This window comes from Sporolactobacillus sp. THM19-2, from assembly GCF_004153195.1.
In the GTDB taxonomy this organism is placed as follows: domain Bacteria; phylum Bacillota; class Bacilli; order Bacillales; family Sporolactobacillaceae; genus Sporolactobacillus.
The window spans coordinates 37,679-63,272 of the sequence record NZ_SEMC01000007.1; the positions used below are offsets into that span (position 1 = coordinate 37,679).

The following is a 25,594-nucleotide window of genomic DNA, read 5'->3' on the forward strand; positions in this document are numbered from 1 at the left end:
AACTTGAAAATTGGAATAGATAAAATGGGTTTTTATACACCACATATGTATGTGGATATGAATAAATTGGCAGTTGCCAGAAATGATGAACCTGAGAAATACACGATTGGGATCGGCCAGGAAAAAATGGCCGTTCCGCCTATTACCCAGGATGCTGTCACTTTGGCTGCAAATGCCGCAATGGAAATTTTAGATGAAGCGGATAAGGAAAAAATAGATTTAGTTATTTTTGCGACGGAATCAGGTGTCGACCACTCCAAAGCTGCCGCTATTTATGCCCATCATTTGCTGCGCCTGAATCCCAGGGCACGTGCTATTGAGGTAAAAGAAGCCTGCTACGGGGCAACTGCCGGAATTCAGTTGGCAAAAGGGCACATCAGCCTGCATCCGGACCGGAAAGTTTTAGTACTCGGCTCGGATATTTCAAGATACGGACTCCATACACCGGGAGAAGTGACCCAGGGAGCCGGTGCTGTTGCGATTTTGATGAGTGCTAATCCTCGGGTGATGGTCCTTGGAAAGGAAAGCGCCTATCATACGGAAGACATCATGGATTTTTGGCGGCCGCTGTACTCTAAAACAGCTCTTGTGCAAGGAAAGTATTCTGTTGAAAAATATAACAGTTTTTTCAAAACGGTGTGGGAAGATTATAAGAAAAAAACAGGGCTTACATTAAAGGATTTTGCGGCCATTTGCTTCCATCTTCCTTATACAAAACAAGGTTTGAAAGCTTTAAGGTTGGTGATTGATGAGGGGACTGCGGCAGATAAAGAACGGCTCCTGGCCCATTTTGAAGTCAGCAAGCAGTATAATAAAATTGTCGGAAACATTTATACAGGCGCGCTGTACTTAAGCCTGCTTTCTTTACTTGAATTAAATACCGATATTGAGGACGGAGCGCGGATCGGATTATACAGCTACGGTTCAGGGGCTGTCGGGGAGTTCTTTTCCGGGATTCTTCAGCCAAACTATCGCGAATATTTACACGTCCGCCATCATAGGAAGATGTTGTCAGAACGCAATGAGGTTAGTGTACAAGAATACGAAGACTTGTTTAATCAAGAACTGCCTGCTGATGGTTCTGACATTGATTTGCCCGTTGGAAATGATCCCGCCCCGGTTCTCCTTTCCGGAATAAAAGATCATATGCGTATGTATATCAATAAAGATCAATCATAACGAAAATCCCCAAGTGCTGATGCCTTGGGGATTTCTTGTCCAGTTAAAGCAACCCGGACCTAATCTCTTCCAGGATCGCTTTTGCCGCAGCCAGGTCCATATTTTTTCTTTGCTTCAGTTTGTCTGCGACGGCACGGATTTCTTCGCCTTTTGCACCTGCGCTCATAGCAAGAGACCTTGCGTGAAGCCGCATATGCCCCTTCTGGATTCCTTCCGTTACAAGTGCCTTTAGGGCGGAGAAATTTTGTGCAAGGCCGACTGAAACAATGATTGACTCTAATTCTTTCGCATTTTGATAGCCAAGTATTCTCTTTGCCAATTGCGCACCGGGGTGGACTGCAATTGAACCGCCGACCGTCCCAACCGGTAAGGGGATTGTTAAATTGCCGATTAAATCACCGTTATCTGCCATGGTCCAGTTTGAGAGGGATCTGTATTGTCCCGAGCGGGCAGCATAGGCGTGAACCCCGGCTTCAATCGCCCGCCAATCGTTTCCGGAAGCCATTACAACCGGGTCAATTCCATTCATGATTCCTTTATTATGGGTAACAGCCCTGTAAGGATCGGCAATTGCAAATTTGCAGGCTTCAATAATCCGATCCCTTACTTCCGCACCTGAATAAATGCCTCTTTCCAGCAGGGATACAGGAATCCGGCAGACGGCAGTCGCAAGGCATTTCGTTGTATAGTTGGAAATAATGCCCATCAATGCTCTTCCTTTTGTTAAATCCTCGACAACCGGTTTTACTGCTTCTACCATTGTGTCAATGATATTGGCACCCATCGCTTCCAATGTTTCAATATGGAGATGAATGACTAAAAATGGCGGCGTATTGGCCGTTTCATCTGCTTTAATCATCCTGACGATAAGATCCTTTGCTCCGCCTCCTCTTTTCACAATGGAGGGGTGTGATTCATTTGCTTGCTTCAGAATCTCTTCTTTATGGACATACAAAATTTTTTCCGCTTCAGCCATGTCCGGGACGTCTAACAAGGCAATCTGGCCGATCATTGTCCGATTTTGAATATCTGTCTGAAATCCGCCTGCCAGGGAAATTATTTTGGCTGCGGAACTTGCTGCTGCAATTACGGATGGCTCTTCAACAGCCATTGGAACGACGTAATCTTGACCGTCTATTAAAAACGGGCGGGCAACGCCAAGCGGCAGTTCATATGCAGCAATTTGATTTTCTATCATGTGATCCGCTGTTTCCTGAGGCAATAGTGATCCTTTTTTTAATCGTTCCGCATCTTTTTCCGGCAAAATCCGGGCGGAAACGAGTGCATTGATTCTTTCAACACGGTCTTTTAGATAAAGTTTTTTTAAAAAAGACTTTTCCATTGTCTGCTCCTTTAACTTTTTTTGATTTTACTATCTTTATTGTAAATGAAACGGCTTCATTAGAAAAAAGGGATTTTACGAGAGGACTAATTAAAACATATCCCCAACCAGGTTAGGAAAATATCAAATTTCTTGGTGAATGCATCTTTGATATGGCGAAAATAAAAACTTAAATTAACTGCATCCTCTCAAACAATAGAATGAAAGGCGAAAACCCCTCAGCGTAGGAAAAATTGGCTTTATTTATGTCGCATTTTGCATCGAGTATGTTTTCCGCATTTTGTTGATTTCTTTTGCATTTAAAAAGCACCCTGATTAGAGGGCGCTAAAAGATCTGCTTAACGTTGACTTTTAAGAAGTTTGCTATATCGTTGATTGAAGTGATTTTTTTATTTGCTGTCAGCATTGTATACTCATACAATTCCATTGGATCTAACATTAACTCAAATCCATTAACATCCAACAAAGTAAGTGCACATAAGACACCTGTTCTTTTGTTGCCGTCACTAAAATATTGATTGTCAGTAAATGCTTTCAGATAATATGCAGCTTTATCAAATATAGTTGGGTATCTATCGACTCCATACACCGGATAATAAGGAACTTCCGCAACATATTCAATCAATCCCGGAGAAGTTTCTCCTTCAATACCGCCATACATTTTTAAAGCATACCGATGAAAATTTCTTATGTCATTAGCAGTTATATGAATACATTCACTCATTATCAGTTTTTACTGAGCTTCTCCAGTGTTTTAGAATACTTTTTCGTCATTTTCTTGAAGGAAGTCATTACTTTTTCTTTTCTAGTCTCTTCATTTTCTTTTTTACGAATATCAGCAGACATTTTATCTTCCTCCTTCCGATGACCTGGTTTATCAAACATGCCAGCACCACCCGAATATAGAGTGGTAACAGTATATGTTGATCCTATAAATATTATACTTTAACAATCCTTGGTGAAGCAACAGTTTTACGAATTTTCATTTTTTATATGTGAAAGTTCAAAAAAGTAAAAATAGCTGAAAGAAATGCGAAAACGGATGAAATATATTAGAAACCAGGCAAACCTGCGGATATCGGCTAAATCGGCTGATAAATGATGAAAATCGGCTCAAGATCGGAAAAAGGACCAGAAGCGCAATAACGAAAGGGGCACCCCGGCAAAATAAGACTATTGTTCAGCCCCGCCGGCGGTGAGTTTTTTCAGCATTTTCCTTGTCTTGGCTTCGTTGTTTACGTCTGTGAGGCAGACGAGATAATCACCGGGTAAAATTCTCGTATCCCCTTTCGGAATCAATTCGCTTCCCTCCCGCTTTATCGCAATGAGCAGACAATTTTTCGGAATCGCTAACGCTTTTAAAAGCTTATTCTCGGCCGGCGCTCCGTATTGAACGACCAATTCGATGGTAATCTTTTTATTGCTGCAATCACTTTTGAGCGTGTTCTTTTTATCGGCAAGCTGGCTTTCCATCAAAGAATCATAAATTGGCTTGCTTTTTAACAAATCCGCCACGATATACGCGATTATGGAAACAACCGTGAGCGACAACATTTGCGTAAAAGAGCCGGACATTTCTACGAGTAAAATAACACCGGTGACTGGTGCCCGGACAATGGCCGTAAAAAAGCCGGCCATAGCAAGAACAACAAAATTGAAAAACAAATTTGCATCAAACCCCAAATAATGAACAGCGATATTCCCGAAAATGGCCCCGATAGTGGCGCCCATGATCAGGAGCGGGAAAAAGATGCCTCCCGGCGCTCCGGACCCGAAGCTAATCATCGAGAAAATAAATTTAACGATAAGAATGACGAATAAAAAGGAAATGGCGGCATTTGGCTGCAGCTCGCCGGTTATAATATTTCCGCCTCCAAGCGCTAATGGGAAAAAACAGCCTATGATTCCGGCGAGAAGGAACGGAACCATCGGCCTTGTTTTTAAACGTAACCATTTGGCATTTTTATAAAGCTGCTGCGTTTTTAACAGGATAAAATTATAAAAAGCACCGCAAACCCCAAGAACGACACCAAGAATCAGCAGCAGCCAGTAGCCGCTTAGCGGAACATTGTTTGTCACTTGAAAATGAAAGACAGGCTCCATTCCAAAGAGTAAATTTGTCATCCAATCACTGACAACGGCCGCAGACATCACAGAAAGTAAAATTGTGGGAGAAAAATATTTAAAAATTTCTTCCATTGTAAACATCGTACCTGCCAATGGAGCGTTAAAAGCTGCTGCCAGCCCGGCACTTGCCCCGCTGGCAATAAGTATTTTTTTCTCCGTCCGCGATCCCGCATATTTATCGCCGATGCCTTGTGCCACACAGGCGCCCAATTGGATGGAAGGACCTTCACGTCCCAGTGACAGTCCCGCTGACATGGAAACAACTCCGCCAAAAAATTTGCTAATGAGCGTACGGAACCAGTTGTAGTGAAAATACCCCATCATTACGCCTTTTACTTGCGGAATGCCGCTACCGCTGATCATCGGAAATTTAGAGATAAGCATCCCGGTAACGTATCCGGCTGCCCCGAGCAGAAGCAGGGCAATCGGCAGGAAGGCAACATGGCTGCTTACAAAATCAGATACCTGTAATGAAAAGGATTCCGCCTTGATGAGAGAAAAACGGTATGCTGCAACGATCATCCCGGCTAACAAGCCGACCACGATGCTTTTTAATAAAATTGGCAGTTTCTTCGATTCGCGATTGATAAGGGCACGATAATTGTTATCCATTTTTACAAATTCCCCTGAAAAAATTTTGTTATCTATTTATATTCGCACGTATTTACTTTACTGAATTGTATTTATTTTTATCAAAGCCAAAAGCCAGATAATCATCACAGTTTAAATCTCGGACAAATGGAGATATTTTTAATGGATTCTTGCTTTGGTAAAGAAGCCATACCTTCTTCTTTGCACGAGTAATTGCAACATATAAAATTCTTTTTTCCTGATCTAAGACAGAATCTAAATCTTTTAAATAAGACGGATCATCATCTCTGCCCTTACCATAGTATTGATTTAATTGTTTTATACGATTTTGATCCGGATAATGATCATGATCAAAATCGAGTACAAAGACAAAATCAAATTCAAGTCCCTTAATACTGAATGGATCTGAAAAAACTATTGGCTTCTTGTAATGAGAGAATGAAAATCTTTTGCCATATTGAGAGACTGAAATCAATGAATAAGTCTTCCCAAGAAAATTTTTAATTGAATTTCGACCTAAAAGCTCATTACTAGACAATCGGTGAACAATTACGATAGACGACTGTGGCTCCCTTTCGAGTATCTCAGCAATTGTTTTGATTAAAAATTGAAGCAACTTTGTATTGTCTTTACAACATCTGATTTCCGGAAGCTCACCATTTTGATCACTGTCAACAAATTGATTCACATTTGATGTTGTTCCATCAGAAAACTTCAACTCGCTGGCCAACCTTACTATCTGCTTTGTCGAACGAAAATTTCGTTTCAGTGTTCTATTCCTATGTCCCTGAATATCAATTCCAAGATCTTTGTAAGATAATGGAGATCTCATATAGATCCTTTGCCGGCTATCCCCTGAAAGGGTTAAACTTTTTGTGGTAAGCAAAGACAGAGTTTTTAATTGCATAGGTGAGAAATCCTGAATCTCATCTGCAAACACATAATCAAATTTTTCTGTATCATCAACTTCATTAATGTGTTGCAATAGTAAAAGTGCGTAATCTTCCGGATCAAGCATGTGTGATTTCTCATGAATTTGTTTATTATATTCTTGAAATAATTTAAAGACAGCCACTCGCTGATCTCTTGCCAATCTTGGGGCATTGCCTCTCCCAGTGCGTTTTACTTCAAGATAATCCTTCAAGTTTACAATACCGTTAGCTTTCATCCATAGAAACTCATCGAGTAAAAACTGAACGTCCTGTGTTGAATAAAGTTTCTTCGTATATAATGGAAAATTATCACAGACAGCAATAACTTTAGCTTTCAAATTGTGCTGTGCTTTTTCGAGTCCGTCAAATGTCGGCTGGAACTTTCTTAATTCATTGAAACCCATATCTTTAAGTAAATTCCATGCGAGTTGATGATAAGTCTCAATAACCGGCGTAGTGGATCCTTTGCTAATTAAATCATTGTACTTAGCAGAACTTTTTAATCGCTTAACTGCATCTTCAATTAATGTCTGATTGTACGTCACAAATAGAATTCTTGATTTATGATTCTCAGCCATATCACGGATTAATTTATATAGCAAAGTAATACTTTTCCCACTACCTGCTTCACCATTGATTAACATTTGCGTTTCAATCTGGTTAATCACAGATAATTGCTCATTCGTTGGTTCGATATGTGGAAAAAGATGACTATAATCGAAATAATCTTGCCAGGCCATAGCTGCTCTTTTGAAAAAGTTTAATGATCTAGTAAATACAACGTCAGACTTTTTATCAGGCTCTTTAGATGTTAAGTTCATCAACGGGGTACCTGCCTTTATCACAGATTAATAAAAATGGGCACATTTTACAATGGGGGCCCGGAGTAGCATCAACGGATTCTCCATGAATATAATTTTCTTTCAGATCATGTAATGCATCATCATCCTTCAATGTATTCTTCTTATAACGATACTTTATTTTCCATCGTTTTGTTGGTAAATATTGGCTCCTCAACCTTTGAATATACGCTAAAGATCGAGGATATTGTATTGAATCAAAGGTCTTATACTCTCTAAGTGGCTGATAGAATTGTGTATCCACCAAATTTTTCTTTAACTCATCTGTCCATTGTGGGAATAGCGGATATAGGTATTCCTCTGCCCCCTCCTTTCCTCCACTAATCTGACTGATCAGCTTACTTATAATTGAGAATAGCAAACGTTGATGAAAGTCACTTGTGTATACAGGATGATAATTCAACACGGAAGTATAAAAAAACTTTTTCGGGCAAAAATCATAGTCAATCCAGCTAACATCTGGAATCTTTCCGGATAATTCTTCAGTGCTTGGAAGCGACAACAACGTCTCCGGATTATTATTAGCAACCCATTGTAAATACCCAATTTTTTGTTCAGTAAGATCAAATTCAATTGTACCGAAGTAAATATAATTGATAAGCTTTAGAAAAGACGCAGGATATTCTGTTGAATCAGAATTATCTGCCCAGCTAATTGTCAGGCTTCCCCTTCTGAAGGCAAGCAGATAGTATAAATAATATCGAGACATCTCCGGGACAAGTTCACGTGACTGTTGATCAACATTCAGGCAGTGAAGAAGAAGCATTTTTTCACTTACGCTTAGACGTGTCTCATTGAGAATACATTGCTTAATCCAGTTATAATTTCTTAGATATTCGGGTAAAACATATTTCCTTTCAGGGAATAATCTACTTGTCATATCCGATAAATGAATGGATTTTTGTGAGAGTGCTACCCCAGAAACCTGATTAAAACGACTAATCACTACCGATTTCGAATGATCCTGGTAACCCAGTATCAATTTAAATAATTCTGCAAGTTCTTTCTTTGTATAGTACCAGTTATCATCTACTGGATACTGTTTAAAAGCCCTAATAAATTCATTTATAATTGGATCTGAAGATGTTCCATGTTTCTGCTGAATTTCCATAAAAGTAATAAGCCGCTTTATATAATGACTACAGTGCACAACATCAGAATCCCCTAAACTAAATTGTCTGAGACAGGTTTGAAGTTTTTCTGATAGTTTGATTAGCTGGTCCAGAGTTATTTCATATCTCTGCTTCTCAAAATATGGAAATGCGTGAAACGGATTCGTTAAGTATTCTTTGATATAATCGTGATCTGCTCCAGCTCCAGATAACTTATCAAATTCACTTTCACAATCCCGGAACCGTAAAAGCACATGAAGCCTATGTACAATTTCCTCCAGTGTTTCAACCCCAGTCATGTAATCCCTTAAATCGGTAAGAAGTCCAGTGGCAGATGTTCCTGAAACCTTTCCATCATTGATCCATCCAGATGAGATCATCTTGACAAATGTCGAATAATTTAGGAATAATTTATTCTCACTCTTCTTAACCTCGAGAATATGAGAGAAAAATTGTCCTTGAATATATTCTGATAGCGGAATTCTTTCCTCATATTGATTCATTAGAGGTAAGAACGGCCTTATATGATTAGTATCAAGCGAAATCAATGATTGATGATGTCCTAATGAATAATCTAAAGCGGCCTTTTCACTACGAAAATGCATCAGGTGGAGTCCTTCATCCGCTTGATCTTGAGACATTCCTTCTGTATCCTTCTTGTTTTCAACAAAATTGATTAATTTTTCCCCGGATTGAGTTCCACTTGTTCCAGGGATATCTTTTCCTCGCAAAACATTTCGAGTATCAAACACCTGATCATAAATACGGCTCCATCCCTCGTAGAATTTCTTAAACGTGTTATTATAAGGAACGAAGAATGTGACGGGGAAAGAGAGAGAATCCAGTTTATAAAAAAAGTGAAGCCGTGCTGCATCAATGAAATCCATCTGATAGACAGCAATTCGATGAAACGTCCGCCCTAATTTTTGAAAAATCGATGTTGCTGTTAATTGTTTCATATTAGATTGATAATCTAATACGATTTGGTTTTCTTTTAGATGCTTCATTATATCCGAAAATATCTTCATCTCTTGCATATCTTGATCTTCAGTATGAATATCCATCAGATTTAGATTTACTAAATAGCGGACACTACTGATTAATTCATTATCCAGTTCATCAATCATCTTATTTTTTACCGGACTATCTGGCAACGAGATCAGTAATCGATGAATTATTGATTCAAGTTCAATTTGGGTTCGCCGACTATTCCACACGGGAAACAGTCTTTTTTGTAGTTGTTCATAGGATAGGATCAGTGCCCTATTATGTGATTGCTTGTCCAAATAATCTGCGAGTGAATTTGCAGCAGCAATGTGTAATGTATCTTCATCCATTTGGATTACTGTATCAAAGAATTTCGTTGCATTCTCATATGTCCTGATGTGAAACAAATTCTTCACCTCTAAGATCGATCAATTGACTCCAACTTTTTGGACGAACTTCCAGAAGTTGTTGATCCGGTGCATTAGCAAAAACTTTATCCTTTGCACGAGTAAGTGCTACATAGAGCAAACGTGTTTCCTCTCCAATAATTTCTGATTTCTCAGAAGGCAAAAGATGATTAAAAATATCATTTTTAATATTTATCGGCTCATCTGATCCATTGAACAGTGTAGCTGAAAAGCCAAGTTGCCAGTAGTTTTCAGATTTTTTCAGGATAAATTGACTGCGACGGTAATCGAGAAATGAATGATTCATAATCGGTAAAATTACATTTTCGTATTCCTCACCTTTTGACTGATGAACCGTCATTACTTTTATCCGCTGTGTTTGCTTTTTTAACGTTGCTGGCTTCTCATGATTGTTTGTTAATATATTAATACTCAGGAAATGTTCGAGATCCACCAGTGTGGCCGCCTGATCACTCAAATTTTCATTAATCAACACAATCAATTTTTCTAAATCTAATGTATATTCTCGAAATCTGGCGAATGCTTCACGCTGCTGTTCCTCTTTATTTCGTTCCGGAAACTGCTGTCGCATTTTTAAATAGATTCTTTGTCGGTAATTTTCAGTTGGATTAACAGAACGTATATATTTAATCAGCGTGGGCATCACTGGAAATATTCGAACTTGATGAACAAGTTGACGAAATTTCTGAGCTTCAGGTTGCTGCCCTATTAAGCCCTTCAAATATTGCTTTTTACTTGAAAAATTATGAAATATATCATTCAATTTTAATCTTGCACTACCATACGAGCTCATATGCAGAGCATAGCGAGTCGGCCAGATCATTGGATTTATCAGTGCCTTAATTAAAATATAAAACTCCCGGACTGCCAAAGTTCTAAAAAAATTCCCCTTTCGAATTCCTTCACAATAAAAACCAAGCGACTGAATCTTATGGATCATCTCATCAACGTCGTGATTTGTCCGGACAAGAACAGCAGTATCATTTTTTCTTTCAATTCTTGCGAGAATCTTTTCGAGATTCACATCATTCAATGGAACCCTGGTCAAGCCTTTACTAAGCTCATTTCTTACAGGACGAAGTTTATCTGATGGCTGATACCTAAAACTGCTGATTTGCTTCCCCCATGAGGTGAACATAGAGTCAAATGCATTCAGTAAAGTTTTAGTTGAGCGATAATTCAATGTCAGCGTATATTCCCTTAATTTTTCACCTTGGGCCTCCAATTTTTCCTTTAGTTGATAAAATGCTGTGTAATCTGCTCCCCGGAAACGATAGATGCTCTGTTTAATATCTCCAACAACAAATAATCGAACATGGAGTTTCTCAACTAACCGACTCACAAAGTCCACCTGAGCCTCATCTGTATCCTGGAATTCATCGATCATTAACAGTTTGATTTCAGGAAAATAATTACCCATCTGTTCACTAATCTTTATGTTTGCTAATTCAGCAATCAGATCATTTACCTCAAGGTAGCCGTTCTCTTTTTTATATTTGTCCAGATCAGATTCTACATTCACAAGCAAATATTTTAAAAGGCCACATAAATTATCTGCATCATTACCAAGCTCCATATTAGTAAGATCCCGCAGAGTTAATGACTTGTTTTTGATGGTCTGTTGAACTTTCTCAAACAATTTAACGATTTCATATTGAGGTACATGCTTGAACGGTTTAAATTCCTTCATGTGCTCTTTTGCATAATTATCAATATATTTTTCACATAATAATTTTCGCTTGTATCTGCAACTAACCACTTCAGGCTTTTTTTGAAAATGCAGGAAATGAGCAACAGGCTTAATAAAATTTGCTGCAAAAGAATGGATCGTTGAAATTTGCATCGATTCAGCATCCTCAGCCCACTTCAAAAATTTTTTGTTGCGGGTCAGAAAAAAATAATGATTAATCTTATTTAGGAGACGTTCACGAATTGTCCGTGCCGCTTCATTGGTAAATGTAATCAAACTTGCGTCAGAGAATTTCTTAAGCTTCTTTGTGTTCTTCAGAAATAACAATCGTTCAATCATCGTTGTTGTTTTTCCGGTGCCTGCTCCAGCATGCAGCAGAATATGTACACGTTGCGGTGCATGAATGACTTCATATTGTTGATGATTGAAATCCGGACATTGCTCCTTAAGATATTCGTATAATTGATTGTCACTAATGATGCCATCATAAAAACAAATTGACTTACCGGAGAAAATTGAGTTCAAACGGATTTCGTGCCATTCAAGTAAGCCATAATTCCTTGCCTGAATCCAATCTGGATTTGTTTCGTAATTTTCTAGACTATCCATCGTAAATAAATAGACACGAATACCGTTATGAAGATGATACTTGATCATTTGATTCAGTTGTTCAGGCAGTTCATCATAAAAAAGTAACAAGGAGTATTGTGGAATCAGTTGCAAATTGTGTTCCTCCATAACGAAAAATTCAAGCATCAAATAAAAAGCATATTGGCTCTTTAAACAGATTTTTTCTTCATGAAATATTTGATTTCCCCGCTTTATCTCCAAAATAGGATAAAGCAATTTCATCTAACTGTGCCGCAATTTCAGGAAAGGGATGATTCAAATCCAGCGTCTTTACGCTGATCTTGTTGCCACCCATCTGATAATCACAGTCTGGTGTGACAGCCTCTTCAGTTTTTGCATACAGAAGCATACCTGCCACGTTGCCGGTTCTTCCAATATCCTGATTTTTAACATAAGTAAAGATTTGATACAGGTTGTTCGAATGAAGCGTCCGATGATTATACTGAACTTGCATCGTATGTGAATAGTACTTGGTATCTATAATAAGTATTTTATTGCCATGTCTTAATGTAATATCTGTCTGCATGATCGGTAGAAAATCAGTAACATCATTGTCTACATTCCAGGAGACTTGGGAAGCGGCTGCTCGTAAGTCGGGGTGGTGGTATCGGTAGTATTCCAGGACAAATTTCTCATATAGCCGCGACATATGTTGTTCATCTAAGAAAGTAGCCATTTTATATTTGCCCTTTTCATCCGAAAGCAGCAAGCCTTCAAGGACAAAATAGCATATGTTCAGTAACATTTTATAATTTTGATTGTTTCTCTGATACCGAAGCCTGCTCCATTGAATGCAGGATGTTTCAATGCAATTAACTTCTCCGAAAAAGAGCATTACTTTTTTTAGTGCCACCTTGTGTTCTGCACTCACCGATTTTTGCCGCAGCAGATTGATTGCTGTGGTTTTAAGTATCTGATTAAATATATTGTTTTCTGAAAGCTCATCGTATTCACAGCTTAGTTTTTGTAATCTTTTTTGTTTATTATAGATTGTTTCGCGTATATTTAACTTCCCTCGCATTTTCGAGAGATCGGCACATTTAGAGACATACTCTCGGTGCAGACCTTGTTTTAACTGCTGTGCAATTCCCTTAGCGAGTATTGCAGCGAAAAGATCTTGTATATTTTCAAATTCTTCCGCAGCAACTTCATCGTAATTTGATTGTTTTAGTACCTGAAAGGCATAGGTAAGCATGTAATAAATATTCTTAATGACAATGCCCTTGTCTTTAATCATTGAACAACACCTTGGAGAATACTCTTCCACTGCTCCAATTTCGCAGGCTCGTCAAACCAGTACTCGCTAAGCATCGGAATAATATCATAGTCTACGACTTCCTTCATCCACTCATCTGTGCAATCCTGCTCTCCACAGAAATAACTATGACCAATACAAAAGCCTTTACCCAGCGAACTATCTGCGGCGATCTTCTGATTTAATCTCTTGATTTGCTCAATCAAAGCATCGAATTTATCATTCTTGAAACCGGCCTGATAGGCTTTAAAGCCTTTTGAATCGAAACCTGGCTCCATTTCAAAGAAACTAAATCGTCTGCGCAATGCATAATCAATCATTGCCAGACTACGATCTGCAGTATTCATCATACCGACAATGTACAAATTTTTTGGAACGGCGAATGACATGCCATTATAAGCAAGAGTGGCCTCCATACCACGATAATCCTTTTCTATCAACAAGAGCAGTTCGCCAAAAATTTTGCTCAAATTCCCACGGTTTATCTCGTCAATAATAAAGAAGAATGGTTTTTCAGGCATGTTGGCCGCCTTTTGACAGAAACGATAAAAAATGCCGTATTGCAATTTGAATTCTGCACCTTGAGGTTTATAACCCATAATAAAATCTTCATAAGAGTAATTCTGATGAAATTGGACAAATTCAATGTGACTGTCATCCTTTTTCCCCATCATCGCATAGGCAAGGCGCCTTGCCGCATACGTTTTACCAACGCCTGGCGCTCCTTGCAGAATAATATTCTTCTTGTGTTTCAGAAGAGAGACTAAGGAATCAAATTGCTGACCCGACATATATACTTCTTTCAAAAAATCTTTTTTTGTGTAGCTTTCAAAATTTTCATCTGAGTTAACAACAGGGTTCCTTTCACGGATTAAATCCATAATGACATCGTATTCACTCTTCGTTAATTTAAAAAGGCTGCCCTGCTTACTTTTAAAATACTCCATCCCTCTAAGTTCGAAACAATTCTTCAAGGTTGCGTAATCGACAGGTGTATTCAGGCTTTCAACTTTTTTAAAATATAACTTCTTACCATCATTCTCCCGTGTGATTTGCGCAAGTGCGACAATCTGTTTGACAGGATTCGATACATATCCAATCACAGGATCACCTGCTCTTGCGTCTAAGAAATTCTGAAATATATGGCGCTTATTCCCATTCCCATTGTAAAGCGTATAACTCTGGCCCTTTCCAATTTCTATGTTGGAAAAGCTCCAAATTTTCGGATTGGCATTTAACCACCAATAACCATGTTCATTCATGTACAAAGGTATATTGGATAGGTCGCACTGATCCAGTGCCTTACTTAGTTCATCACGAAGTTTCCAGATGTAAATGCCCTCTGTACCTTTATCTGCGTACTTACCCAGATAGAGAATTGGCCACAATCTGGAATTATTTGTGTCTTTAGTCATTTCAGGGCATCCGGTTTCGTCAGCGACACGCCTGGCAAGTGAGGATGATCCGCTGTTATAGAAATTTGGTGTCCCTCCGTATTTTATAGAAAGTTGTTTGCAAGTGGCCTCTCCACCGCAATCTTTTATACGTTTCATAATGGCAAGGCTATCCGGTGTAAATACTTTTTGATTTTTGAGCAGGGTTAACCATTGCTCAGTTGAAATATTTGGATTGTAATCCTTTGGAAACCATTCCGATGTTTTTTTATTGTTTAACATGGCAACTTGCTCCCATTTATCCTCTGTCATGTTTTGAATTGATCTGTAGTGGTTTTGTTCCCCTGATTCTTCCACCAGAAAAACAGTGAGCACACACGCTCTTCATATATTAATTAAATTCTATATTTTCCCTTATCCTCCGCCGCCGTCTGCGCGCCAAGCATCCCGTCATACGTCTCAGCATCGGGTGCTTCGTTGCTTGACATCAGGTTGACCTGCTTCATCACGGTGTCAAGTGCAGTCTTTGCCTGTTCCGGCGGATAATGATACTTTTTCAGCAGTCGACGGATATGAATCCGCATCATGGCCTGAGCCTGTTCACGGATGTTGAAATCAATGGTAACATTTTTACGGATCGTGTTGGTCAGTTCTTGCGCAATCTTCTTCAGTGTGTCGTCCGTATAGAATTTACGGACAACCTGATCTTTAGAGAGGGCGTAGTAAAAGGCGATTTCATCCCTGTTTAAGCCAAGTTTGGCTTCATCTGCACCCATTTGCCGGATTTCATTAGCCATTCGGATCAGTTCTTCAATGACTTCAGCATTGGTGATCGATTGATTGCGGTACTTGTTCAGCGATCTCCGCAGCTTCTCCGAGAACAATTCGGATTTGACGAGGTTCGTGCGGCCCATGGTTTTGATCTCACCTTCGAGCAGTTTCTTCAACATTTCCCGGGCAAGATTTCTCGTCTTCATCGTCTTGACTTCCTGCAGAAACTGTTCGTCAAGCAGGGAAATTTCCGGCTGCTTCAGGCCCAGGGTATCAAATACGTCGATTACGTCTTCTGAAATGATTGAACGCTCCAGCATCTGGCTGACACGCTGTTCAATCGTTTTCTTTGCCAGATCGCTTGTATCCCGATGCTTGAGTTTTACCAGGCTGGCTTTTACTGCTTTAAAGAAGCCGACTTCCAGGGCAATCGCCTTGCCCTGTTCTGTGGCCGCGCACAGCCCGTGGGCCTTCCCCAGTTCCGTCGCAAACTGAATATAGTCCTTCTGGTCCTTATCACCTTTCCCGAGGATAAAATCCATGCCGCCGGTAATCGCCCGCAGCCGTTTCACCGGTGATTTTTCAAAATAACCGCTGTAATCGAAGCCATGGAACATGCCTTTGACAATCTCGAACTTTTCTTCCATGACCGCAATGGCCGCCGAGGTATCGATCCCGGTGTTCTTCCGGTCACTGTCTGTATATTGATTCAATGCTTTTTTCAGGCTTTCAAGGATCCCGATATAATCGACAACGACGCCGCCTTCCTTATCCTTGAACACGCGATTGACGCGGGCAATGGCCTGCATCAGGTTATGTCCCTTCATCGGTTTATCGATGTACATCGTGTTCAGCGAAGGCACATCAAACCCGGTCAGCCACATATCACGGACAATCACGATTTTCAGCGGATCGTTCACATCCTTCATCCGTTTCGCAAGGATATCACGGCGCTGCTTGCCGCCGACGTGCTTCTGCAGCCGTTCATTGTCGGCCGCGCTGCCCGTCATGACCACTTTGATTTTTCCCTTATCCACATCATCGCTGTGCCAGTCCGGACGCAGCCTGACAATGGCATCGTACAGATCAACGCAGATGCGCCGGCTCATGCAGACGATCATCGCTTTTCCGGCCATTTCTTTTTCTTTGGCTTCGAAGTGCTGGACAATATCTGCCGCCAGCTTCCTGATCCGGTTCGGCGAGCCGACCACGGCTTCGAGACGGGACCATTTTGCCTTGATCCGCTCCCGTTCGACCTCTTCCTGACCCTCGGTGATCTCGTCAAATTCATCATCCAGACTCTTCAGCACATCATCATTGGCGTCGAGCTTGATGATCCGATTTTCATAATAAATTTTAACCGTTGCCTTATCCTCTACCGAACGAGTCATATCGTAAATATCTATGTAATTGCCGAAAACAGCCGGCGTCGATTTATCTTCAAACTCAATCGGCGTCCCGGTAAAACCGATATAGGAAGCGTTCGGCAGGGCATCACGCATATACTTGGCGTAACCGAACTTCACGTTTCCGGTTTTCAGGTTCGTCTTCGCTTCGAGACCATACTGACTGCGATGGGCTTCATCAGCAATAATGATCACATTGCGCCGGTCGGTTAGCACCGGCATCCCGCCATCCTCCGGTTTGAACTTCTGAATGGTTGTGAAAATGATTCCGCCGGACACGCGGTCGTTGAGCAGGTCGTAGAGTCCGTTCACCTCGTGCGTATTCTCGCCGGTCTGAGCCTTCTTCTGCTCCTCACTTAACTTGCGGACATTGGCCTGTCTGGGTTCCTGTCTCAGGATCTCCTGAGATTTGGCGAACGTTGTGTAGAGCTGATCATCAAGATCATTACGGTCGGTGATCACGACAATGGTTGGATTATTCAGTTGCCGGACCAGTGCTGCCGCATAGAAGACCATCGTAAAACTTTTCCCGGATCCCTGAGTATGCCAGACGACCCCAATCTTCCGGTTTCCTGTAGCGCTGGTGGCGATCTTTGTCTTCTCAATCGCTTTCTTCACGGCAAAATATTGATGATAGGCAGCCAGAATCTTGATCAGCGATTTTTTAGCACCGAGCTTCTTTCCGCTGCGATCGTAATTTTCTGAACTGGACGTCTGAAAAAGAATGAAGTGCGTGATGATATCCAGAAGACGTGACGGGCTCAGCATGCCGCGAAACAGTGTTTCATACTGCGGGACCGACAGCGGTTCGACATGCTGGCCATCGGTGCTGCGCCAGTTCATGAACCGTTCGAGATTAGAAGTGATGGTCCCCGCCCTGGCGTTGATCCCGTCGGAAATAATGCAGAAGGCATTGTAATTGAACAGATCCTCAATGTCCTTTTTATAGGTCTGAATCTGGTTGTAGGCATTTTCAATTCCAACATTGTCATCAGAGGCGGATTTCAATTCAACGACAACCAGCGGTAAACCGTTGATGAACAAAATCAGATCCGGCCGCCTTTTTTCCAATCCAAGAATGGTAAACTGATTGACGACCAGAAAATCATTCCGTTCAGGTTGCGCGACATCGATAAGATAGACGCGTTTCGTCCGGATCAGGCCGTGTTCCTTAAAGGAAACTTCAATCCCCTCGGTCAGCAGCTGATGAAAATAGTGGTTATTCTCAGCCAGTGACGGATTATTGAACGTGATCACCTGACGCCAGGCATCATCCAGCGCTTCACGCGGGATCTCCGGATTGATACGAAACAGTGCATCTCTGAGCCGATTCTCAAGAAGAACCCCTTTGTAATCATCACGTTCCGGACTTCTGCCGTCGCAGGCAATATCCGGCCCTGACTGATACTCATAACCCAGTTCCTGACAAATTTCAATACATGCCTTCTCCAGAACATCTTCTGTAAAACTATCCGCCGCACTCATAGATATTTCCCTCCTGTCTCAGTTTTACTTAAACAGCTTTTTCAGTAGAGAAAAAATATTAAACGTCGTCCGATGATACACCTTATTATACACGTACTTTTTCGGATTCCGCGCCCAGCCGTAGCCTCTCGGCATCTTCAGTCCCGCCCGCTGGACAATCTGGCGCTTCATGCTGGTCCGGGCAGCAATCCGTTTCCGTAAACTCGGTTTCCGTATCCCGAATTTCATTGTGTAACGCCTCTTTTTTGACAGTTGAGTGGATCACAATCTGTCTCTTAATCAAATGATCATCAAATCAGAAAATATTGGTAGGAAATATCACGATAAACAGTAATTTATTTGACTGTCTGTTTCGTTGGCACCCGAATCTCACCAGACATCAGTTTGGGGAGGAGAGTGTCCCTTAATTTAATTAGATGCGAAACTTCCTTATTTTTTTCAACTAGCAATTTTAAATAACCTTTCATAATACCGTTATACAAAATTAGTATATCTTCTGAGGGAACAATCACCTTTAGCGATCCTAATATCTTTTGATTAAGATTTTTAAAAACAGTACCATTTGAAGAATTATTCAATATTTTTATGGAATTCCTTAGATAATAAAAAACATATATTTTCATGTTCTCCTCTGTTCTGACTCTGATTGTAAATCCTGAATATACAACATTACTATTTACTTCAATATTGAGCATTGTTTCTCCAGGTTTTGCACTTCTAACAATTACGGTATCAAATTTTTCTAATTTATATTCCTCAATTTGTTTTTGTGGTAAATCCACAACATCTAATTTGGATTGATTAACAATGAGAGATCCATCAAAATTTCTAACATTAATCACTTTGGTTGGTATACCCTTTTGATTCCTGATGTAATTTACACCGTTCCTCATATTAGAAAGTGTTTTAAGATCATAAACTTTCCACCCTTTAGGAATCATCCCTAGTTCACTCTCAACCATCTCACCGCCGCTTGATTTGTATGGGTTACCGTTTTTATCTGGAAATTCAAAATCTACAAACCAGTGTTTGAAGATTGCCTGAGCCATGGCTTCTAAATTGTGATTTATTCTAGTATTTATATCGATTTGTTTATCTATAGAAGATAATATCTTAACAGTTAAATCTTGTTGTTCTCTTATAGGAATTCTTAATTTCATGTCACCATAAGTCTTTGAGTTAATATTCTTTCTTGTACTTCCAGTTGAAAATGATGATACCCAGTCTCTGTAATCATCAGAAAGAGTGTAATACTTCATATACATTGGATTAATTTTATTTGGATCTAAGCTAAATTTAATCAAATATCCTGCGTAAACTAGTTTGCCATCATTGGGATTATAATAATAACTTCTACCTGTGCTATTGCCAGTTCTCGCAAAAACTATATCATTTTCTTTTAATACATATTTCTGCGCTTTAGGATCATCTACCGATTTTAAATCCGCTTTGTTTAATGTTCCATCATCATTTATATCAGTGATTCTTAAATATGTTAACAAATTCTTTGAATATTTAACAGCTGATGCAGGAATACCATAATGACCTTTTCCATCAATAGTTAAATCGGCTAATTTTACAAGTCGAAAACTATCACAACTCATACCCAATCCCCCTCAGGTTCTTCCGGATTTCGTCTTCCAGTTGATGGGATTCTGAGAACAGTTCACTGAGTTCACTGGTCAGTTTGTCCATCTTTTCCTCGAAGGGTATGCCGTCATCTTTTTCTTCTTCAATCCCAACATAGCGGCCGGGCGTCAGAATATAATCATTTTCTTTGACGTCATCGAGGGTCGCCGATTTGCAGAAACCTTTGACGTCTTCATATTTTCCGTCCCGGTTGCGCCACTGATGATAGGTGCCGGCAATTTTATCAATGTCCTCCTGACTGAGTTCCCGGTGACGACGGTCAATCATGTTGCCAAGATGGCGGGCATCAAGGAAAAGAAATTCGTGTGAGCGATCCCGCTGGCCGGCGTTGCCTTTTTTATTCCGATTGAGAATCCAGAGGGAAACCGGGATGCTGACGGAATAGAACAGCTTATCCGGCATGGCAACGATCGCGTCGACCAGATCGGCTTCCAGCAGATTCTTTCGGATTTCGCCTTCATTGGATGTGTTCGTGCTGAGTGAGCCATTGGCCAGGACCACGCCAGCCGCGCCACGTGGCGACAGATGATAAATAATGTGCTCCAGCCAGGCATAGTTGGCATTCCCATGCGGCGGAATCCCGTAAGCCCAGCGAACGTCTTCAGTCAGCTGATCGCCGCCCCAGTCACTGATATTGAATGGCGGATTGGCCAGAACAAAATCGGCCTTGAGATTTTTATGAAGATCGTTGTGGAACGTGTCCGCCTGATAGGGACCGATATCTCCGGACAAGCCGCGGATCGCCAGGTTCATTTTGCAGATCTTCCAGGTGGTTGCGTTTAGTTCCTGTCCGTAGATGGCCAGATCGGCAAGACGCCCTTTGTGCCTTGCAACAAACTTACTGCTCTGGACAAACATTCCGCCGGACCCGCAGCATGGATCGTACACCCGTCCTCTGTAAGGTTCGATCATCGAGACCAGCGTCTGAACGACACCGGTCGGCGTATAGAATTCACCACCGCCTTTGCCTTCCGCTTCAGCGAACTTGCCCAGAAAATATTCATAAACGCGGCCGAGCAGATCCTGTTCACCGGTGGTATAAAGCTTGATGGTCGAAACCAGATCAACCAGTTCGCCGAGTCGTCGCTTATCAATTTCCTGGCGCGCATATCGCTTTTCCAGCACATTTTTCAGACTGTCGTTATCCTTCTCAATCAGGATCATCGCGTCGTCAATGATCTGTCCGATTTTCTCACTTCTCGCATGGTCACGGATATGCTCCCAGCGGGCTTCCTTTGGCACCCAGAAAATGTTATACGCCAGGTATTCATCGCGCTCTTCTTCAAACCCTGCCCCTTCGGCAACCAGTTCCTGATATTTCATTTCGAATTTATCCGATATGTACTTTAAAAAGATCAGGCCGAGTACAACATGCTTGTATTCGCTGGCATCCATGCTGCCGCGCAGCTTGTCCGCCGCTTTCCACAATTTTTCTTCAAATCCGATATTTGCTGTCGATTCCGCCATTTTTCTCTCTCCTCAGAAATTGTAATCATCAAGCACTTCAAACAATGCGGCTTCGAATTCTTCCTGTTCCGGTCCGGTTGTAATATCACCGGGCAGAACGTTCAGGTAATGGGCCAGACCCTGAATGGTTTTTTGTAAAATGATTTCTGATCCGGCCTTCTCCAGCAAGGCCATCATAATCCGGTAGGTATCCATGTAGGGATGTTTATCCACCTGTTCCAGGGAGGCTTTGAATCGCTCAATCAGTTGCTCCTTCTCAATACTTCGTTCAATCCTGTTGATTTCTTCCCTGTCATAGACTGGGACAGACTCCAGCTTCTGTGCACTGCGACTGAGTACCTGCTCATGGCGTTCAATGATCGGCTTCAGTTCTGCCTTCAGCTTTTCCTTCTGAATCTCAAGTTTATCAATTTCAGTCAGCTCTTTTGAGAAGTAGTCCCGATTGATATGAAAAAGCTGCTCCAGAGTTGGCAAATACTTCTTCGGGATATTCTGTTTGCCTTTCAGCCACAGATTAATATTTTGTTTCTTAATCCCCAGCCGGTCGGCCAGTTCAAGCTGCTGCATGTTGTAGAGCCCAAGAACATACTCCAAACCGATCAATTCATCACCACCCGTTCGGGCATTACCAATTGTCTCGGTCAATAATATTTTAAATCTGCTTATTGACTGAGTCAATATTTTCTGCTATTTTTGTGTTGTGAGCCACACGATGTATTTCACAACTGCCTCCCGGATCCCAAAACCAGCCAGTTGCCCTGTGATATACAAGCATGGTTACTAACTCTATTATGGTCAAAACAGGAAGAAGTCTCAATATCGCCGGCATGACTTTTTTCTGATTCATGGTCTCAATAGGCGTTAAACCCTGCTGAACGGGTTGCCGTTTCCTGATCAGAGGACACCGGGATGCGAAAAATGGAGGGATGTTCATGCAGCTGACCCTGGTTCCCGTTCCATATGTGCAGACAAAAAAAGGGCTTACCGCCCAGTCAAAGGTGAACATACTGAAAACGATTGAGCACATGGACGAGGAGATTGAACGTTTGAAAGAATCAAAACTGGCGCTTGATGAAGCAAAACGGATTGTGTTAACAGAGCAACTGAAAGGCATGAAAATGGCACTTGAGTTAACCGGTTATACGTTAATGTATCGATAAATCATGACATTGGAGGCGTTTTTATGAAGAAGTTATGGTTTCTGCCACTGGCATTTATTCTTGTTTTTTCACTGAGTGCATGCACTGAGGATGTATCGGTTGGAAGCAGCTCATCAGATTCCAGTGCGGCTTCCAGCAGTAAAGCCCCGAAAGAAAAAATCCATAAGCAAGCGAAGCTCAATTTTTCCAACACTTCTGCGCAGCAAACGACAAAAGTAGATTCAGCCGAGATCAGGGATGTGACCGATCTCAATCTGGTTGACAATGAATTTGATCAAGTGAAATATGCGCTGCTTGTCCACATGAGCGTATCGAACAAGGCACCGGATGCGGCATCCACTTACCCCTCTCAGGGACATGTCGTACTTGCTGATGGCACGCAGATTGAAGGACTCGTTGGCGCCGACGTGAATATTGATGATGCCTTCAAAGATGGAGAAATTGCTAATGGAGCAACTGTATCCGGTTACGTGGTTTTTCCGTTAAAAGAAGACCAGGCTGAGAAATTTACGAAAGGTTCATTCAAATTCAGTGTTTTAGCCGGGGACGAAATGTTTACAGAGAAAAACTACACCGTTGACATGGCATTCTGATTCTGGGGGGAACTGCATTGAAAAAGAAGTTAAAGTTGAATATCTTTACAGGAATTGCTGATATCATTATGGCCTTCCTGATCATGATTTCCTGGTTTGCCGTCTTCTTCGCGGCAATAGGAGACGCAGCGACAGGAACGCAGGCAACCGGAGGAGTCGGCACCTTCTTCTACGTTTGTGCCGGAATCACGCTGATCTTGCATATTATTGCCTTAGTGAAATCAAAAAAAGCCGGCATCTCTATTGTCGGCCACGTGCTCGGAATTGTCGGCATGGGCTGTTTTCTGATCACCATGTTTCTCGCTCTCCCGGCATTTGTCCTGGCGATCCTGGCGGCTATTTTTACCCTGTTACAAAAAAATGTGGATACATCTGAGAGTCTAAGCAAATAAAGAAAAAGCCCTGTGTACAGGGCTTTTTGTTCGTATTACTGCTCATATTATTCTGGAAAACTTCATCTATTTCAAAAAAGATTCAATTCCAATAATCTAAAGTCTTTTACCAGGATTGTGATCCCAAACCTGAGTGGGAAGCATGACTTGCTAAAGACTCAGTTCAAATTTCACGTTTTTACTTGCCGGCAGAGACCATTGTTCGACCATCACTTCACGGTCCACGATACGAACCAGCCCGTAGGTGCTGTCATCCATGAATTTATGAATCCGGTGGTTCGAGCAGTCAATACCATAGGACGCTGCCGCAATGACAAAATTCATGATGCCAGCCGTCTTAAAGGTTGCGTTGAAATGAATATGCCCGCTCAGAATTGCCAAAATATCTTTTCCCTCAATAACCGGAACCAGTTCATCCGTATTCTGAAGGATACTGTATTTCATGAAATCCAGGGGTTCACAGTAAAGTGGATGATGGAGGATGAGTATCGTTCCCCCGGGAGGCGTCACCACCAGCTGCTCTTTCAGCCAACTGAGCTGTTCCCCGGAGATGCGCCCCTCTTCTTCACTTATTCCGTATTTGCTGTCAAGGAAAATCAGCTTTAGATCATTGACTGTCTCCGAGTAATAATAAGCCTCTTTTTTCCCCGGTACATTTTTATACCCAGCCCAGAACGCCTCCCGATCATCATGATTCCCCAGACATACATAAAACGGAACCCCGAACGCTTTTTCCTGTTCTTTAAGAAGCACATGCAGCTGACGGTAGTCTTCAACCGTCCCTTCATGAATCAAGTCACCACTGATGATGAAAAAATCCGGGTGTAGGGCACGCTTTCTGATATCGTTTAACAGTGCGTTAAATTTATGCAGCGTATTGATGCCCATCCCATTGATATTTTTCTTTGTTGCCGGATTGAGATGAATATCCGATAAATGAATGAATTTAATTTTTTGCCCCATGATGTTTGCTCCTGTCCATTTCATCTTTTCCTGTAAATACAGTCACCGTTACTCAGAGAGCAGTGACCTTCAATCTGACGGATAACCGATGGCATTCGATGTCGCCTCATCAAATAAGTACATGTTTTTTTGGTTGAAGTTAAAGAAAAACTTCTCTCCACTGCTCCAGTCTCTCCTGTCACTGATGGCCGTCATTTCGATCCCTTCAAACTGAAAGATAAGTCCCGTATCGTTCCCATATTCTTCCATATGATCAACCACACCGGTCAGGCTACCGGGTTTTTCCATCTTTGATGTCTGTATATGTTCCGGTCGAATGCCGAGCAGAAAGCGGGTACACCCGGATGATTCAATCAGTGTCCTCCAGTATGATTCGACAGGAAGTTCTGCTTCCTTAAAACGAAGCGTGGCATTCTGGTACTGAACACTTAAGATATTTGAAGCCGGTGTCCCGATAAATGTCGCGGCAAAAACATTGGCGGGGTGATGGTAAATATTGTACGGTGTGTCCAGCATCTGAAGAATACCATGATTCATGAGCGCAATCCGGTCAGCAAGTGTCATGGCTTCCACCTGGTCATGTGTAACATAAATGAATGTCTGGTGATACAGTCGATGAATATGCAGAAGCTGCTTGCGGGCGCTGATTCTCATCTGAGCATCCAGATTAGACAGCGGTTCATCCAATAAAAAAATCGGGCTCTGTTTAGCAATTGCCCGGGCAAGCGCAACCCGCTGTCGCTGTCCTCCGGATAAATCTCTCGGGAAGCGCTGTTCCAGACTGTTTAATTGCAGGATGGAAATCACTGTTTTCACCCGTCTGTTGATTTCTTCGCGATGCACTTTATTGATTCTGAGTGCGTAGGAAATATTTTTCTCGACCGTCATATGCGGGTACAGGGCATAATCCTGGAAAACCATGGATATGTTGCGGTCCCCGGCTGCAAGATCATTCACCCGTCGATCGCCAAAATACAAATCACCGGAAGTGACAGGCTCCAGGCCGGCAATCATTCTCAGAGTTGTGGACTTACCGCAGCCCGACGGACCAAGCATGATCAGACGTTCCCTCTTATTAACTGATAAATTCAGATCATCAATGACAGGCGTGTCCCCATAAGCTTTATGGATATGCTCAAGCCTGATATACGGATTAGCCACACGTCGTGCCCCCTCGCTT

General features: G+C 41.5%; 20 protein-coding genes. 4 read left to right on the top strand and 16 right to left on the bottom strand.

Features of this window, described 5'->3' with window-relative positions; translation table 11 throughout:
• Positions 1-3 precede the first annotated feature (3 nt).
• The gene (locus tag EWH91_RS07625) at positions 4-1,179 is read left to right on the top strand and encodes a hydroxymethylglutaryl-CoA synthase (RefSeq protein WP_129929445.1); all 1,176 of its coding nucleotides are present in this window, start codon (positions 4-6) and stop codon (positions 1,177-1,179) included.
• A gap of 43 nt (positions 1,180-1,222) precedes the next feature.
• On the opposite strand, the gene EWH91_RS07630 is transcribed toward EWH91_RS07625, so the two are convergent.
• The 14 genes from EWH91_RS07630 to EWH91_RS07690 form a co-directional block, all read right to left on the bottom strand.
• Positions 1,223-2,521 (bottom strand): hydroxymethylglutaryl-CoA reductase, degradative, encoded by a 1,299-nt coding sequence (locus EWH91_RS07630; RefSeq protein WP_129929446.1) that lies wholly within the window; start codon positions 2,519-2,521, stop codon positions 1,223-1,225.
• A gap of 325 nt (positions 2,522-2,846) precedes the next feature.
• Entirely contained in the window at positions 2,847-3,245 is a 399-nt protein-coding gene (locus tag EWH91_RS07635) for a type II toxin-antitoxin system death-on-curing family toxin (RefSeq protein WP_129929447.1), read from the bottom strand.
• Positions 3,246-3,247: 2 nt separating this feature from the next.
• Positions 3,248-3,406, bottom strand: a complete 159-nt coding sequence (locus EWH91_RS14470; protein ID WP_165364273.1) for a hypothetical protein — start codon at positions 3,404-3,406, stop codon at positions 3,248-3,250.
• A 288-nt stretch (positions 3,407-3,694) separates the two neighbouring features.
• Positions 3,695-5,260, bottom strand: coding sequence for a ClC family H(+)/Cl(-) exchange transporter (locus tag EWH91_RS07640; protein WP_129929448.1), 1,566 nt, complete (start codon positions 5,258-5,260; stop codon positions 3,695-3,697).
• A 52-nt stretch (positions 5,261-5,312) separates the two neighbouring features.
• Positions 5,313-6,992 carry a UvrD-helicase domain-containing protein gene (locus tag EWH91_RS07645; protein WP_129929449.1) on the bottom strand — a complete coding sequence of 560 codons (1,680 nt, stop codon included), beginning with the start codon at positions 6,990-6,992 and terminating at the stop codon, positions 5,313-5,315.
• Positions 6,976-9,480 carry a hypothetical protein gene (locus tag EWH91_RS07650; protein ID WP_129929450.1) on the bottom strand — a complete coding sequence of 835 codons (2,505 nt, stop codon included), beginning with the start codon at positions 9,478-9,480 and terminating at the stop codon, positions 6,976-6,978. Before EWH91_RS07650 ends, EWH91_RS07645 begins: the two co-directional genes overlap by 17 nt.
• A 34-nt stretch (positions 9,481-9,514) precedes the next feature.
• On the bottom strand, positions 9,515-12,100 hold the full coding sequence (locus tag EWH91_RS07655) for a UvrD-helicase domain-containing protein (protein WP_129929451.1): 2,586 nt from the start codon (positions 12,098-12,100) through the stop codon (positions 9,515-9,517).
• Positions 12,045-13,115: a 5-methylcytosine-specific restriction endonuclease system specificity protein McrC gene (gene mcrC / locus EWH91_RS07660; protein WP_129929452.1), complete on the bottom strand. Its 1,071-nt coding sequence runs from the start codon at positions 13,113-13,115 to the stop codon at positions 12,045-12,047. Before mcrC ends, EWH91_RS07655 begins: the two co-directional genes overlap by 56 nt.
• A complete protein-coding gene (locus EWH91_RS07665; RefSeq protein ID WP_240697297.1) occupies positions 13,112-14,902 on the bottom strand; it encodes an AAA family ATPase in 1,791 nt (596 codons plus the stop codon). Before EWH91_RS07665 ends, mcrC begins: the two co-directional genes overlap by 4 nt.
• A 20-nt stretch (positions 14,903-14,922) precedes the next feature.
• Positions 14,923-18,189 carry a type I restriction endonuclease subunit R gene (locus EWH91_RS07670; RefSeq protein ID WP_129929453.1) on the bottom strand — a complete coding sequence of 1,089 codons (3,267 nt, stop codon included), beginning with the start codon at positions 18,187-18,189 and terminating at the stop codon, positions 14,923-14,925.
• A gap of 24 nt (positions 18,190-18,213) precedes the next feature.
• Positions 18,214-18,417 carry a hypothetical protein gene (locus tag EWH91_RS07675; protein ID WP_129929454.1) on the bottom strand — a complete coding sequence of 68 codons (204 nt, stop codon included), beginning with the start codon at positions 18,415-18,417 and terminating at the stop codon, positions 18,214-18,216.
• 107 nt (positions 18,418-18,524) lie between these two features.
• A complete protein-coding gene (locus tag EWH91_RS07680) occupies positions 18,525-19,793 on the bottom strand; it encodes a restriction endonuclease subunit S (protein ID WP_129929455.1) in 1,269 nt (422 codons plus the stop codon).
• Positions 19,783-21,306, bottom strand: a complete 1,524-nt coding sequence (locus EWH91_RS07685; protein WP_129929456.1) for a type I restriction-modification system subunit M — start codon at positions 21,304-21,306, stop codon at positions 19,783-19,785. Before EWH91_RS07685 ends, EWH91_RS07680 begins: the two co-directional genes overlap by 11 nt.
• A 12-nt stretch (positions 21,307-21,318) precedes the next feature.
• Positions 21,319-21,951 carry a YdaS family helix-turn-helix protein gene (locus EWH91_RS07690; RefSeq protein WP_240697298.1) on the bottom strand — a complete coding sequence of 211 codons (633 nt, stop codon included), beginning with the start codon at positions 21,949-21,951 and terminating at the stop codon, positions 21,319-21,321.
• Positions 21,952-22,238: 287 nt separating this feature from the next.
• On the opposite strand from EWH91_RS07690, the gene EWH91_RS07695 reads away from it, so the two are divergent.
• The 3 genes from EWH91_RS07695 to EWH91_RS07705 are packed head-to-tail and all read left to right on the top strand — an operon-like array spanning position 22,239 to position 23,451.
• The gene (locus tag EWH91_RS07695) at positions 22,239-22,466 is read left to right on the top strand and encodes a hypothetical protein (protein WP_129929457.1); all 228 of its coding nucleotides are present in this window, start codon (positions 22,239-22,241) and stop codon (positions 22,464-22,466) included.
• A gap of 23 nt (positions 22,467-22,489) precedes the next feature.
• Positions 22,490-23,059 (top strand): DUF4352 domain-containing protein, encoded by a 570-nt coding sequence (locus tag EWH91_RS07700; RefSeq protein ID WP_129929458.1) that lies wholly within the window; start codon positions 22,490-22,492, stop codon positions 23,057-23,059.
• 17 nt (positions 23,060-23,076) lie between these two features.
• Positions 23,077-23,451, top strand: a complete 375-nt coding sequence (locus EWH91_RS07705) for a transporter (RefSeq protein ID WP_129929459.1) — start codon at positions 23,077-23,079, stop codon at positions 23,449-23,451.
• Between the two features lie 150 nt (positions 23,452-23,601).
• On the opposite strand, the gene EWH91_RS07710 is transcribed toward EWH91_RS07705, so the two are convergent.
• Positions 23,602-24,414, bottom strand: a complete 813-nt coding sequence (locus EWH91_RS07710; protein ID WP_165364274.1) for a metallophosphoesterase family protein — start codon at positions 24,412-24,414, stop codon at positions 23,602-23,604.
• 69 nt (positions 24,415-24,483) lie between these two features.
• The gene (locus EWH91_RS07715) at positions 24,484-25,575 is read right to left on the bottom strand and encodes an ABC transporter ATP-binding protein (protein WP_206184308.1); all 1,092 of its coding nucleotides are present in this window, start codon (positions 25,573-25,575) and stop codon (positions 24,484-24,486) included.
• Positions 25,576-25,594 lie beyond the last annotated feature (19 nt).

Excerpts from the sequence above, each read along its gene's own strand:
- EWH91_RS07630 (WP_129929446.1), bottom strand. The coding sequence starts at position 2,521 with ATGGAAAAGTCTTTTTTAAAAAAACTTTATCTAAAAGACCGTGTTGAA.
- EWH91_RS07635 (WP_129929447.1), bottom strand. The coding sequence starts at position 3,245 with ATGAGTGAATGTATTCATATAACTGCTAATGACATAAGAAATTTTCAT.
- EWH91_RS14470 (WP_165364273.1), bottom strand. The coding sequence starts at position 3,406 with ATGTTTGATAAACCAGGTCATCGGAAGGAGGAAGATAAAATGTCTGCT.
- EWH91_RS07640 (WP_129929448.1), bottom strand. The coding sequence starts at position 5,260 with ATGGATAACAATTATCGTGCCCTTATCAATCGCGAATCGAAGAAACTG.
- EWH91_RS07645 (WP_129929449.1), bottom strand. The coding sequence starts at position 6,992 with ATGAACTTAACATCTAAAGAGCCTGATAAAAAGTCTGACGTTGTATTT.
- EWH91_RS07650 (WP_129929450.1), bottom strand. The coding sequence starts at position 9,480 with ATGGATGAAGATACATTACACATTGCTGCTGCAAATTCACTCGCAGAT.
- EWH91_RS07655 (WP_129929451.1), bottom strand. The coding sequence starts at position 12,100 with ATGAAATTGCTTTATCCTATTTTGGAGATAAAGCGGGGAAATCAAATA.
- mcrC (WP_129929452.1), bottom strand. The coding sequence starts at position 13,115 with ATGATTAAAGACAAGGGCATTGTCATTAAGAATATTTATTACATGCTT.
- EWH91_RS07670 (WP_129929453.1), bottom strand. The coding sequence starts at position 18,189 with ATGAGTGCGGCGGATAGTTTTACAGAAGATGTTCTGGAGAAGGCATGT.
- EWH91_RS07675 (WP_129929454.1), bottom strand. The coding sequence starts at position 18,417 with ATGAAATTCGGGATACGGAAACCGAGTTTACGGAAACGGATTGCTGCC.
- EWH91_RS07680 (WP_129929455.1), bottom strand. The coding sequence starts at position 19,793 with ATGAGTTGTGATAGTTTTCGACTTGTAAAATTAGCCGATTTAACTATT.
- EWH91_RS07685 (WP_129929456.1), bottom strand. The coding sequence starts at position 21,306 with ATGGCGGAATCGACAGCAAATATCGGATTTGAAGAAAAATTGTGGAAA.
- EWH91_RS07695 (WP_129929457.1), top strand. The coding sequence starts at position 22,239 with ATGCAGCTGACCCTGGTTCCCGTTCCATATGTGCAGACAAAAAAAGGG.
- EWH91_RS07700 (WP_129929458.1), top strand. The coding sequence starts at position 22,490 with ATGAAGAAGTTATGGTTTCTGCCACTGGCATTTATTCTTGTTTTTTCA.
- EWH91_RS07710 (WP_165364274.1), bottom strand. The coding sequence starts at position 24,414 with ATGGGGCAAAAAATTAAATTCATTCATTTATCGGATATTCATCTCAAT.